5 protein-coding genes are annotated in these 15,227 nt (G+C 29.0%); 4 read left to right on the top strand and 1 reads right to left on the bottom strand.

Annotation, left to right across the window (positions count from 1 at the left end):
- Window positions 1-120 precede the first annotated feature (120 nt).
- On the bottom strand, window positions 121-1,287 hold the full coding sequence (locus tag BUB01_RS16795) for a cation diffusion facilitator family transporter (RefSeq protein WP_072990685.1): 1,167 nt from the start codon (window positions 1,285-1,287) through the stop codon (window positions 121-123).
- A 318-nt stretch (window positions 1,288-1,605) separates the two neighbouring features.
- Between BUB01_RS16795 and BUB01_RS16790 the strand changes: the two genes are divergently transcribed.
- The 4 genes from BUB01_RS16790 (at window position 1,606) to BUB01_RS16775 (ending at window position 15,199) form a co-directional block, all read left to right on the top strand.
- Complete coding sequence (locus tag BUB01_RS16790) at window positions 1,606-3,282, top strand: N-acetylmuramoyl-L-alanine amidase (protein ID WP_072990682.1); 1,677 nt, start codon at window positions 1,606-1,608, stop codon at window positions 3,280-3,282.
- Between the two features lie 84 nt (window positions 3,283-3,366).
- Window positions 3,367-4,662, top strand: coding sequence for a M18 family aminopeptidase (locus tag BUB01_RS16785; protein ID WP_072990678.1), 1,296 nt, complete (start codon window positions 3,367-3,369; stop codon window positions 4,660-4,662).
- A gap of 563 nt (window positions 4,663-5,225) precedes the next feature.
- Window positions 5,226-13,604, top strand: coding sequence for a glycoside hydrolase family 94 protein (locus BUB01_RS16780; protein WP_072990675.1), 8,379 nt, complete (start codon window positions 5,226-5,228; stop codon window positions 13,602-13,604).
- Between the two features lie 371 nt (window positions 13,605-13,975).
- Window positions 13,976-15,199: a C40 family peptidase gene (locus BUB01_RS16775; protein ID WP_072990672.1), complete on the top strand. Its 1,224-nt coding sequence runs from the start codon at window positions 13,976-13,978 to the stop codon at window positions 15,197-15,199.
- Window positions 15,200-15,227 lie beyond the last annotated feature (28 nt).

The following is a 15,227-nucleotide window of genomic DNA, read 5'->3' as shown; positions in this document are numbered from 1 at the left end:
AAAGAAAAATAAAAAAGGCTATAGAATTATAAGATTGAAACTTATAATTCTATAGTCTTAATTTTATGTTAAGTTATAAACTATAATTTAACATAAAATAATGCAATGCTTGTCTGTCTTTTATATAAAGTCATTATCAATTGTTATTATACAGTTATATTCAGGATGTAATTTTCTTACTTCAGAGATAAGTTGAGACTTAAGCTCTTCCTCTGTAATTGTTAAATTTGCACTATCTACAACAACATCAAATATTAAGTTTTTCTTATTACCTTCACCAACTATTCTAAAATCATGAACAGATTTTGTAAGAGAATTAAATTTAATAATTTTTTGAACCATAGTCAGTGCATCATTAACTTCTTTTGAATCAATGCAGATAGGATCCATATGAATTACAAGGTATATGTTTAGCTTTTCTGAAAGCTCTCTCTCAGCTTTATCTATGATTTCGTGTATTTTCATTATATCTATATTAGATGGAATTTCAGCATGAATTGAGGCCATACATTTTCCAACACCATAATTGTGAATTATAAGATCATGAACTCCTATTATATTATCATAGGATAAAACTCCAGTAGTTATAGAAGTCACAAGGTAAGGATCAGGTGCTTCCCCTATAAGTGGGCTCATAGTTTCTTTAACTAAAGTAAAACCAGAGTAAAGTATAATAAGGGATACTAAAACACCTATATAACCATCTATTGGAATGGTTGTGAATTTAGTAGCTAAGAAAGATATAACTACACAGCTAGAAGTAAAGACATCACCTAATGCATCTACAGAAGCAGCTTTTAAGGCGCTAGAATTAATTTTTTCACCAATTATTTTATTGAATCTACTTAGCCAAAGCTTAACTAAAATAGATAATAGTAAAAGAATAAATGGAATAATTTCAAACGTGATGCTTTCTGGGTGCATAATTCTTTCAAAGGAGGTTTTTATAAATTGAAAACCTACCATCATAACCATAAAGGCTACTATCAAAGCTGAAAGATATTCTATACGTCCATGACCAAAAGGATGTTCTTTGTCAGCTGGTCTTTTAGAAAGTTTAAAGCCTACAATAGTTACTATAGAAGATGCAGCATCGGAAAGATTATTAAAGGCATCAGCTATAATTGCTATACTATTAACTAAAATTCCTACTGTAAGTTTAATTATAAATAATAAAATATTAGAAATTATACCAACAAAACCAGCTAAATATCCATAACTGTCTCTCAAATTTTCAACATCATTACTTTTTTTTATAAATATTTTAATTAGCAAATTAGAAAACATGAATAAAATACCACCTCATTTTATATATTCTGATAACATAACTATAATTTAAATTTATAGGATAATTTATAATTATAATGAATAGATTAAGTCTATATTAAAATATAGAAAATCCTTAAAATCTAATAAATTTCTAGATTAAAAGTACGAAAATATAGAGTATGGTAATAATTATATCATAATTTATGTTAAACTATATTATTCTAATAATTGTGTAATTTCTGTAAGTCATAATATGTAACAAAATTCAATTAATGATATTTGACTTTACAAAATTAGTGGTATAATTGAATATATAGTAATTTTAAGGAGAATATTATGAAAAAAAAGGCGATATCAGCAGTTATTATAGCATCTACTATAGCAGCTAATGTAGTGGCTAGTGAAGAAGTTATAGCTAATGCTACAGAAAAAAATGATAAAACCATAGATAAAAATCTTAAACAAGCAACACAAGAAGAAACGCCTATTTTAAATGGAATAAAAGTAAACAAACAATTGATAAATATTAATTATTCAAAAGGTGTTACTATAGTACCTAAATATATAGTAATTCACGATACTGATAATAGATCTTTTGGAGCTAATGCGAAGGCAAATAGAGATTATTTTGCTAATCATCCTGAAGCTTTAGCTTCAGCACACTATACTGTTGACCAAAATAATATAATACAAGTTTTAGAGAATACTTGGAGAGGTTGGCATGTAGGTGATGGAAATAATAAAGAGATAAACAATTCAACAACTATAGCTATAGAACTTTGTGTAAATCCGGAAAATGATTTTAACAAAACTCTAGAAAATGGTATAGCGTTAACCAAATATCTTATGGCTAAATATAATATACCAGCAGATCATGTAGTAAGGCATTATGATGCTTCAGGTAAGATTTGTCCTAAAATGATGATAAAAGACAAGCCTCAATTATGGACATACTTTAAAAATGTTATATCTAGCGTTGATACATCTAATCCTAATGGTGGAGAAGAAATAAAGCAAGTAGCAACGGGTAAAATCATAAATGTATCGACAAGATTAAATATAAGAGAAAATGCAAGTGGAAGTTCTAATGTTGTAGGCTATACACAGGCTAATTCTTATGTAGAGATTTATGGAGAATCAAATGGCTGGTATAAAGTCAGTTACATATCAAATGGAGTTAAAAAATATGGTTTTATAAGTAAAAGTTATGTTAAGATTACAAATGGCTCAACGAGTGAACAGCAAACAAACAATACAGAAAAACCAGAAACGAAACCAAATACAAATTTAAATAAAGCTGGTAATATAGTAAATGTAGAGACAAGCCTTAATGTAAGAAGTGCTGCTTCAAAGTCAGCATTAGTAATAGGTTATTTGAAAAATAATGATTCAGTAAAAATCAATTATGAAGAAAGTGGTTGGTATAATATAATATTTTCAGGAAATAGAACTGGATTTGTTAAATCTGAATTTGTAAGAGTTATAGATAATAATTCAGCTAATAAACCACCTTCTCAAAGTACAAATAATACTAATAATTCAAATACTGCAAATAATACTAATAATTCAGATAAACAAAAGGGAAGAATATATAACGTATCAACAAATTTAAACATAAGGCAAGGTGCAGGAACAGGATATTCAGTGGTTGCTTATGCCCTTAATGATTCAGAATTAGATATTATAGGAGAAAGTGGAGATTGGTATAAGGTAAATTATAATGGTAAAATAGGCTATGCAAATAAGGCATATATTAAGAAGCTTTCCCCAAGCAATACAGTAGAAAAAGATAAACCAAAAGATGATGGTTATAAAAAAGGTGTTGTAGTAAATGTTTCTACCAATCTAAATGTAAGAACAGGACCAGGAATAAATAATTTACCTATTGGATACTTGTTACCAAATGCAAATGTTAAAGTAAAAGGAATAAATAACGGATGGGTTAATATAATATTTGAAACTAATGTTGGTGAAAAAGAAGGATATGTAAAGGGCGATTATATTAAATATTAGTCTATATGTTGTAATTTTATTAGTGGTAATAGGAAATAATTTAAGAACTTATAATTAAAAATTCTAAAGAGGGTGAAATAAGAGATGGAAAAAACTATAGCTAGGGATCTTATAGATTTTATATATAAAAGCCCAACTGCTTTTCATGCAGTTGAAACTACAAAGAGTAGATTATTAGATAAAGGTTTTAAAGAGCTACAAGAATATGAAGCTTGGAAGCTAGAGAAAAACGGAAAATATTTTGTCACTAAAAATTCTTCAGCTATTATAGCTTTTGTAATAGGTGATGGAGAAATAGAAGAAGATGGGTTTAAGATAATAGGAGCTCATACTGATTCCCCAGGATTCAGATTAAAGCCTAATCCTGAAGTATTAGCAGAAGGAAAATATATAAAGTTAAATACTGAAGTTTATGGTGGACCGATATTAAGTACTTGGTTTGATAGACCACTAAGTTTAGCTGGAAGAGTGGCTTTAAGATCTAATAATCCACTATTTCCTGAAATGAAGTTGGTAAACATAAACAAACCTTTATTAATAATACCTAATTTAGCAATACATATGAATAGGGATATAAATGAAGGTTTTAAAATAAATAGGCAAAAAGACTGTCTACCTTTATTAGGTTTATTAAGTCAGAAGTTAGAAAAAGAAAATTATATATTAAAGTTAATAGCTGAGGAATTAAAAGTAAAGGAAGAAGATATAATAGATTTTGATTTATTCCCATATGAATATGAAAAAGGTTGTTTAATGGGAATTAATGAAGAATTTATCTCTTCATCAAGATTAGATGATTTAAGTATGGTACATGCTGGATTAGAGGCAATAACAAATACTAAAGTTAATAAGGCTACTAATATATTAGTTTGTTTTGATAATGAAGAGGTAGGGAGTGCTACAAAGCAAGGAGCAGATTCTAGTCTTTTAGCAAGTTTATTAGAAAGAATATTAGTAAGTCAAGGAAAAGGTAGAGAAGATTTCTTTAGAGCATTATCAAAGTCATTTTTAATATCGGCAGATTTAGCTCATGCAGTACATCCAAATGTTTCAGAAAAACATGACCCTGTTATAAGACCGATTTTAAATGGAGGTCCTGTTATAAAAATAGCAGCTTCTCAAAGTTATACTACAGATAGTGATTCGCTAGCTGTTTATGAAGAGATATGCAAAAGAGCTAATGTTCCAGTTCAAAAGTTTGTAAATAGATCAGATTTAAGAGGTGGATCAACTATAGGTCCAATATCATCAACACACTTAAATATAAGGTCAGTAGATATGGGAACACCAATACTTGGCATGCATTCAATAAGAGAGCTGGGGGCAGTTAAGGATCATTATTATGTTATAAAATCATTTGAAGAATTTTATAAATTATAATTAGAAAGTGAAAATAAAAAAGAATATATAGATGTAAGGTTACTGAAAACGAAAGTTTTTTGGTAGCCTTAATTTTTTGTGTTTAAAATATCATGAATTATATTTACTTATTAATTATTATCTTTATTTAATTTTCAAACTTAGTTAATAAATTTATTGATGGCAGTTTAATTTCAGAAATTAATTTATACATTCATTTAAAAGAAGATAAATCAGTAATATTTTTAATTAATAAATTAAGATTTAATATTAAAAACTTATATAATATTTTTTAATATATTACATACTAGATACAGTATAAATTTCATATAATAACAAAATATATTGTAGGAGAAAGATAAAAAAACTTTTATTAATAAAGAAAATTCCTTTCCATATATATTCAAATGAGTACTATTACAGAGTGGGTTCATACTAAGCAAATTAAAATTTTAAGAGTTACTCAGGTTCGAATAACTAAATTTAAAATTTAGATTCTCACTTATAACTAAAAAGAATAATAATTTCTTTTATGGGGAAAATAAGCTACATGAGTATATGAAAATTAAGGAAGGGTGACTTAGATGAGTGTAAGGCAATCAATAAACTCAAGAAAGATAGTATTAAAAGCTTTAAACTTTAGTTATGAAAAAATACTCAACAATTATGAGTTTATAAATAGTGAGGCAAGAGATAGATTTGAAGTAGTAACAGCCGCTGAATGGTTATTAGATAATATATATTTAATAGAAAAGGAATATAAGACTATAAAGAAGAATATGCCTTATAGCTACTTTGAAAATTTGCCATTAGCAGAAGTTGTAGTTAAAACTTCAAATAAAGATGAAAATCAAATTTCTTGGCCTAGAATTTACAGCTTAGCTCATGAATATATAGAGATTAATGAAGGTAAGGTAGATATAGAAAAACTTATAATATTTATAAATAATTATAAAAATGGAGATGAACTAACTTTAGGCGAGTTATGGGCATTACCATTAATGCTTAGAATTAATATTATAGAAAAACTATCAATAATATGTGAGAAACTTGGATATATACAAGGAGAAAAAAAGAAAGCAGATAAAATAGCTGATATATTAATAGAAGCTTATCATAGTAAAAAAAATACATTAGACGAAGTAATTAGTAGCCTTAATTCAACTTATGAGAAACTCTCTCCAGAAATAGTTGAAAAATTAATAAGATTACTTAGAGATAATTCTGTAAATGATGAATCTATTTATGAATGGATAACATCAAAAGTTGATGCAGAAGGGATAAAAGATGCGGTATATTTGGAACACAAACATGAAGGAAAACTCCAAGTTTCTATAGGAAGGTATATAACATCTTTAAGGACTATTTCAAGTTGTGAGTGGAAATTTGTTTTTGCGAAAATATCAAAGGTAGAAAAACTTTTGAAGGAAGATCCTAGTGGCATTTATAATAAAATGGATTTTGAAACTAAGGATCATTATAGACATAATATAGAAGTTCTTGCAAAAAGAATAAATATAAGTGAAGTAGAGCTTACCAAGAAAATATTATCATTATGTACTTTAAGCAAGGGACTTAAGGATGAAGAATATAAATCCCATGTTGGATATTACATTATAGATGATGGTGTAGATGAAATTAAGAAGAGTTTTGGGGCTCTTTCAAGGAAAGATAAGTTTTTTACTAGTAATGTTGATGCAGGCCTTTATATAACTCTGATTTTGCTAGCTACATTATTTGTAGAAGCTATTATAGGCTTTTGGATATATGGTATAAATGGGCCTATAGCGTGGTGGAAGTGGGTGCTTTTAGCTCTTATATTATTTGTACCAATAAGTGAAGCTGTTACAGCCCTTGTCAATTGGAGCACAGGTAAACTCATAAAACCTAGCTTTATTCCAAAGTTAGATTTAAGCAAGGGGATAGGAAAAGAAAATAAAACTATAGTAGTTATTCCAGCTATGGTTCAAAATGAAACTAAGGTAGTTAACCTAATGGAGAAGTTGGAAACTTATTATATAAGTAATAAAGATCAAAACATTTATTTTGCTATTTTAGCAGATTTTAAAGATAGTGATGTTGAAAAAAATCTATTAGATGAAGTTATCAATAGAAGAGGAATAAAAGAAGCGGAACGCTTAAATGAAAAGTATGGCTACAGTAGAAATCCACATTTTTATTTTTTTAATAGGGTAAGAAAATTTAATGAAAGTGAAAATACTTGGATGGGGTGGGAGAGAAAAAGAGGTAAGTTAATGGAGTTTATGGCTCTACTTAAGGGAGAAATGAATAGTTATAACATAAAGAGTTACTCCATAGAAAATTTAAAAGATGCAAAATACATAATAACTTTAGATGAAGATACAAGATTAAGCTTAGATACAGGTAAGAGACTCATCGGGGCAATGGGGCATATTTTAAATAGAGGGGTTATGGATAAACAGGGTAAGGTTATAAGAGGTTATGGTATAATGCAGCCTAAGATAAGCGTAGATGTTGAAGCTAAAAATAAAACATTATTTTCAAAAGTGTTTTCAGGTGAGACAGGAATAGATATTTACACTACTGCAGTTTCAGATACATATCAAGACTTATTTGGAGAAGGTATATTTACAGGTAAAGGAATTATAGATATAGATTTATTCTATAATACATTAAAAGATAAAATACCAGAGAATAGGGTTTTGAGTCATGATTTATTAGAAGGAGCGTATACAAGATGTGCATTGGTTACTGATATTGAGCTTATAGATGGATATCCAGCTTTTTATAAGGCAAGTGCAGAGAGATTACATAGATGGGTAAGAGGGGATTGGCAATTACTACCTTGGATTAATAGTAAGGATTTAAATACTTTATCTAAATGGAAGATATTTGATAACCTGAGAAGAAGCCTATTAGCACCATCTATAGTTATATGTATGTATGTATTTGCTATGGTATATTCGAATGTACTTAATTTAAGCTTTATAGCTTTAGTTGCTGTAGCAATACCAATATTGTTTAACATTACAGATTTAGTAGTAACTCCTAAAAACATATTTATAGGTAGTTTCAAAACATTGAGACAGATATTTTACATAATAAGTTTTATACCAAATCAATGTAAAGATATGTTAGATGCAATTTTTACTACACTTTATAGGTTAATCATATCCAAAAGGAATATGCTGAAATGGAAAACTGCTGAAGAAGTTGAAAAAAGTCATAAGCCTGGTCTTTCTTCTTATATTAGATTTATGTGGGTTGGATCAGTAATTGGCTTGGGACTACTTATAATAAGTTTTGTTAAAGGATTAGAGCTTGGAATAATAAATATTCCAATAAGTTTACTTTGGATATTTAGTCCATTTATAGCAAATGAGATATCAAAACCTATACAGCAAGAGACTATAGTTATAGAAAAAGATGATATAAACTTTATAAGAAATATATCTAGAAGAACATGGGCTTATTATGAAGACTTTGTTAATAAAGAAAATAATTATTTAGCAGCAGATAACTATCAAAGTAATCCTAATAATGGGTTAGCATGCAGAACATCACCTACTAACATTGGGATGGGGCTTATGTCAAATATAGTTGCTTATGATTTAGGTTATATTCACATTTCAGAGGTAATAGAAAGATTAAAACAAGAATTAGACAGTATAGATAGTCTTCAAAAATATCATGGACATTTATTAAATTGGTATGATACAAAAACTAAAAATCCATTACATCCAAGGTATGTGTCTACAGTTGATAGTGGCAATTTAGTAAGTTACCTTTGGGTTATAAGAGAAGCTTTAAGAGACTCATTAAAAAGTAATATAAGATCAAAGAAAAACTATGTAGCATTACTAGATACTTTAGATTTAGTTAAAGAAGAGCTTAATCAAGAGTTTTTTGAAGATGAAAGAACAAAAATAAATGAAACCGATGAAGATGTAGTAACTATAAATATTTTAAATTCAATATTAGAAAAAATAAAAAGTATAGAAGAAAATTATGAAAAAGAAAATATCTATTGGACTAATAAGCTAAAAAAAGAATGTGAAAATAAGTTATTACAAGTCAATAGATATAAAGATAAAGAACTTAAGGTATATGAGATAGAGGAATTAAATAAAGAAATAAATTTACTTATAAATAGATTAGATTTGATGGTAAAAGAAACTGATTTCACAGTTCTATACAATGAGGATATGGAACTATTTTCTATAGGGTATGATATGGAAAATGATACATTAGGAAATAGTTATTATGATTTATTAGCGTCAGAGGCTAGAACAGCTTCATTTGTATCAATAGCAAAAGGTGATATAAACAAAGATCATTGGTTTAAGCTTGGAAGGGCAATGACTAATACATTTTCATTAAATAGCTTAGTATCTTGGAGCGGTACTATGTTTGAATATTTTATGCCACCACTTATTATGAAGAGTTATAAAAATACATTATTAGATACAACTTATAGATCAGTAATAAAAGCTCAAAAGAATTATGCTGAAAAGAGAAAAATTCCTTGGGGAATATCAGAATCAGCCTTTTATCATTTTGATATATCTATGAATTATCAATATAAGGCTTTTGGTATACCAGGTATAGGATTAAAAAGAGGTCTTGTTGATGAACTTGTAGTAGCACCATATGCTTCTGTTATGGCGCTTAGTTTTGCGCCAAATGATGTAATAGGCAACCTAAAAGAATTTAAGAAGATGGGTATGTTGGGGAGATATGGTTTTTATGAGGCTATAGACTTTACAGAAGAGCGTATACCAAAGGGAAAAGATAAGGCTGTAGTAGAATGTTTTATGGTACATCATGAAGGTATGTCATTTATGGCATTAGATAATTTTTTAAATGATAATATACTTCAAAAAAGGTTTCACTCTATTGTAGAAGTAAAGGCTTATGAAGTTTTACTTCAAGAAAGGACTAAGAGAGAAATAACATTCTCAAGAGAAAACCAAATAGATCTTCCAGAAAAGAAGCCACAAACTGATGTTATGTTTGAAAGAAACTATCCTTTCATAACTGAAAGTCCTAATGTCCTTGCATTATCTAATGGAGTATATTCAACAGTATTAACAAATTCAGGATGTGGATATTCTAAAAAGGATGAGATGATGATTTACAGGTGGAGGGAAGACGTAGTTCAAGAGGGTTATGGAAATTTCATATATATAAAGAATTTAAATTCAAATGAATATTGGAGCAATACTTTTGAACCTACTAGAGTAACTCCTGATGAAGAAGATGTTAAGTTTGTATTAAATAAAGGAGAGTTCTATAGAAAAGATGGAAATATAGAAACCACTACGGAAATAGGGGTTAGTGATGAAGATAATTTAGAGGTAAGAAAGCTAACTTTAAAAAATAATAGTTCAAGTAATAGATGTTTAGAACTAACAAGTTATATGGAGGTAACTCTTGCTACTTATAGTTCAGATGTGGTTCATCCAACATTCTCAAATTTATTTATAATAACTGAATATGATGAACACAATAAAGTAATACTTGCAAATAGGAGACCAAGAGCTAAAGGTCAAAAGAAACCATTTGTATTTCAAACTGCATTTATAGAGGGTGAGTTAGTTGGCTCTTTAAGTTATGAAACATCAAGAGTTAACTTTATTGGTAGAAACAGAGATTTAATAAATCCAAGAGCTATGGATAATGATGCTACCCTTCAAAATACTCAAGGAATAGTATTAGATCCAATAATAGCTTTAAGGGCTAGAGTAAATATACCAGCAGAGAGTAAAGTTACTGTAAGTTTTATAACAGGTATAGCTGATGATAGAGAAGAGGCTGTTAGTATAGCAAATAAAGCAAAACATGAAACATATATAGATAGTGTATTTAAAGGAAGCAAGGAAAGGACTTTAATAGAGTTGAAATATATGGGGATAAAGACCTTCCAAGCCAATCTATATCAATCTATAGCATCAAATATATTATTTTTAAGTCCTCTTAGAAAAGAAAGAAGCTCATATATAGAGGAGATAAATAAGCATCAGTGTGATTTATGGAGTTATGGAATATCAGGGGATTTACCTATAGTATTACTTTTAATCGATTCTGTTGAAAATATTGATTTAGTAAGGAATCTTATTTCGCTTCATGTTTACCTTAGAAATAAAGGTATAAAATATGATCTAGTTATTTATAATGATGAGGAAACCTCTTACCATAATCCAGTACAAGGTGGAATTACTGAAGTTATAAATGGGTCATTAGATAGAGAAAATTGGAATAAGCCGGGTGGTATTTTTCTTCACTCAAAGACAACTATGTCTGCTGAGATAAGAGACTTTATTATAGCTATATCAAGATTAGTATTCTATGCTGAAAATGGAAGTCTTTTAGAACAAAGTGGAATTAAATTAAATAAAGATTCTGATGAAGATTTTGATGTTTCAGATAGACATAAGGAGCTTAAAGATAAGAATAAGATTAGCAAAAAAACCTTTAATGAAACTTCAGCTAATAGAAACAAAAGAAGTCATGTAGATGAGCAGAGTATAATTAATGAGGCTAGTAATTCAGAATTTAATACATATGAATTTGATTCTATAAAACAAGAATTGGATTACTTCAATGGATATGGTGGTTTTACTAAAGATAATACTTACAAAATAATATTAAGAGATGGTGAGCAAACACCGGCACCTTGGGTAAATGTAATATCAAATAATAATTTTGGTTTTCATATATCTGAATCAGGAGCTTCATATACTTGGCAGGGAAATTCGAGGGAGAATAAAATAACTTCATGGAGCAATGATTGGATTAGAGATACTTTAGGAGAAGCACTATATATAAGGGATGACAAACAGAAAAAGAGTTTTTCAATAACTCCAAAACCATTAAGAGATAATGGAGAATATATTATAGAACATGGTTTTGGTTATTCAAATTTTACTCATAAAGTAGACGGGATAAAGGGTGATTTAACATGTTTTTGTCCTATGGATGAGTCTGTTAAATATTACATAGTGAAATTAGAAAATCTATTAGATGAAGAAAGAGAGTTAACAGCATTTTATTATGCAGACCTTGTACTTGGAGTAGTTAAAGAGCATAGTGAAAGCTATATAAGTACTCATATAGAAAATGAGGAAAAATTCATCTGGGGACATAATCCATATAGTAAATTCTTTGGAAAAGGTAAAGCTTACCTAAAAATAGTAGGTGGAGAAAATGAAAGTTTCACAGGTGACAGATTAGAGTTTTTGGGTAGAGAAAATACAGTGAATTATCCATTAGCTTTAAATGAAGATGAACTTTCTAATGTATCAGGTGGAGGAATCCCATCATGTTTAGCTACAGCTACAAAAATTAAGTTAAAAAAGGGTGAAACTAAAACTATAGTCGTAGTTTTAGGTCAGAATGAAAATCTAGATAAGATAAAGCAAATAATACAAAACAGCAATGATATAAATTATATAGAAGAGGAGTTAAAAAGAACTAAGAAATACTGGAATGATTTCTTAGGAAGTATAAAGGTTAAGACTCCAGACAAATCTATGGATCATATGCTTAATGGTTGGCTTATGTATCAAAATCTAAGTTGCAGATTTTGGTCAAGAACAGCGTTCTATCAATCTGGAGGAGCCTATGGATTTAGAGATCAACTTCAGGATTCATTATCATTAGGATTGCTTAATAGCGAATTTACAAGAAGTCAGATTTTAACAAATGCGGCGAGACAATATGAAGAGGGGGATGTACAACATTGGTGGCATCCTGTTGTAAATAGTGGAATAAGAACTAGATTTTCAGATGACTTATTATGGATGCCATATGCAGTAGGAGAATATATAAGAAGGACTGGAGATTATAGTATCTTGGAAGAAAGAATGCCTTATTTAAAAGATTCACCTTTAGAGGATGGAGAAGATGAAAGATACACAATAGTTGATGAAACTAGAGAAGATGGTACTATTTACGATCACTGCATAAGGGCATTAAATAAGGGTTTGAACTTTGGTATTCATAACATTCCTCTAATGGGGAGTGGAGATTGGAATGATGGTATGAGTACAGTAGGAAATGAAGGTAAGGGTGAAAGTGTATGGCTTGGTTGGTTCTTATATGATATTTTAGAGAAGTTTAAATCGATTTGTAGTTACAAAGAAGATAAGGAAAGTTTAGAAAAATATGAAGAACTACAAGTATTTTTGCAAGAAAATTTAGAGAAGAATGCTTGGGATGGAGGATGGTATAGAAGAGCATATTTTGATGATGGAACACCTCTTGGGTCAGTTCAAAACGATGAATGCTCAATAGACTCATTATCTCAAAGTTGGTCTATCATATCTGGTGCAGGTAAGCCTTCAAGAGTAAAAGAAGCTATGGAGGCAGTTGAAACAAATCTAGTAAAAGAAGATTTAGGTCTTATTTTATTATTAGCACCTCCTTTCAATAACTCAAAGTTAGAACCAGGATATATAAAAGGTTATGTTCCTGGCGTTAGGGAAAATGGAGGTCAATATACACATGCAGCGGTATGGGTTATCATGGCATTTGCAAAACTGGGTTTAGGCGATAAGGCTTTGAAGTATTACAATATGATAAATCCTATAAACCATACAAGTTCAGAGTTACAGGCAAAAAAATATAAGGTTGAACCTTATGTAATAGCAGCCGATGTTTATATAAAAGAACCTCATGCTGGAAGAGGTGGGTGGAGTTGGTACACCGGAGCAGCTGGATGGTTCTATAAAGTCGGAATAGAAGATATATTAGGACTTAGAACTCATTATGGAAAAGGTTTTAATGTAACTCCATGTATTCCAAATTCTTGGGAAGGGTTTGAAATAAATTATAAGTATAAAGGAGCAGAATATAATATAAAAGTTGAGAACAGCTATAAAGGTACTAAAAAAGAGATATATTTAGATGGAGTACCTTTTGAAGGAGAATACATTCCTTATGGAACAAATGAAAAATATGATGTTTTAGTAAAAGTATAAAAATGTAACTTAGCTAGAGATGGAGTTTAAGTACCATCTCTAACTAGGTTAAATATTCAATTTATAATAAACAGTATTTATATATAAGTTTTAATCAATTTTCTATATTTGAATTATTCGAAAATATAGATTACCTTAGAAGTTATAGATGTATAGTATTTATTAAAAACTATATAAATCTGGAAATGGCAAATTTTATGTTATTAGATATATTTAGATAAATTATCCATTTATATTTAGTACACAAATTTTTAACATTTTACTTATTGGTAATTAATTGATTTAATGTTATAATTATTGTGTTGGACTCAAAATATGTAAGGAGGAGGGAGTTCTTGTATAAAAGAGTATATTACAAGAGCATCTAAATAATGAGAAAGAAAATAACTTCATTAGTACTTGCAATAAGTCTAATTTTTGGAACGGGAATTAAAGTAAGTGCTACTCCACTAACAGATGAGCAAGAAAAACAAAAGGTAGAAGAAACTAAAAAATTAGATGATGTAAATTCTAAAATTAAAGGTTTACAAAAACAAATGGATGACTTAACAGATCAACTAGAATTAGTATATTCGGAAATAGAAAAAAATAATAATGAAATAGAGAAATATAAAAATGAAATAAAACTCACTGAAAAACAAGTAGATAAACTAAAAGTAGAACTTAAAGAAAAAGAGAATATTTTAGGTGATAGAATAAAATCTCTTTCCAAAACTAGAGGGGTAGAAAATTATTTATGTGTTTTATTAAGTGCAACTAGTGTTAGTGATTTAATTTCAAAATTTGAAGCAGTTGAAAAGGTTATCAATCTTGATAATAAAATAATTGGTGATTTGAACTCTAAAAAAGGTGAATTGGATGATAAAATTAAAAAGTTAAATGTAAAGAACGAAGAATTGGACAAACTTAACAATGAGAATAAAGCTAAAATTGAAGAGTTTAACAAGAGAAAGGCTGAAGAGCAGCCTATGATAGATCAATTAAATGCAGAAAAGAGTAAAATAGAGGTAAACTTGGAGGGCGTTGAGAGACCTATGGTACAACCTTTGATAGATGCTGTGAATAATTCTAATAGTTCAATTAATGATTTAAAAAATGTTAGAGATGCGTTAAGAAATATTAGAACTCAGATTAAGAGCCCTGCTGTAGAAACAGATGTAGTAAATGCTATTGAAAAGGCTAAATCAATTATACAACAAAGTGAGAGAACAGAGATGCTAAGCAGAGGAGGGGCTGGAAATGCTAGTTCTAATGCAATATTAAATTATGCATCACAATTTGTTGGACGTAGATATGTAACTGGAGGAAATGGACCAGACAGTTTTGATTGTTCTGGCTTTACAGCTTATGTATTTGGACATTTTGGCTATGGCTTACCTCGTACTACTTATACTCAAATAAATCAGGGAACACCAATATCATATAATGAATTGCAACCTGGAGATTTAGTTTTTGAAAGAGGCTCAGCTTCAGCACCAGGACATGTAGCTATATATTGGGGAAATGGTCAAGTGATTCATGCTGCTAATTCAAGGGAAGGTGTAGTAGTAGGACCAATATATCACTATGTTGCAGCAAGAAGGGTATTAAGATAAAGAAAATCAGAATGAGAATATTATTAAA

Origin of the sequence: Clostridium cavendishii DSM 21758 (assembly GCF_900141845.1) — a bacterium.
GTDB lineage: Bacteria > Bacillota > Clostridia > Clostridiales > Clostridiaceae > Clostridium_AG > Clostridium_AG cavendishii.
This window is presented reverse-complemented; position numbering and strand designations above follow the sequence as displayed.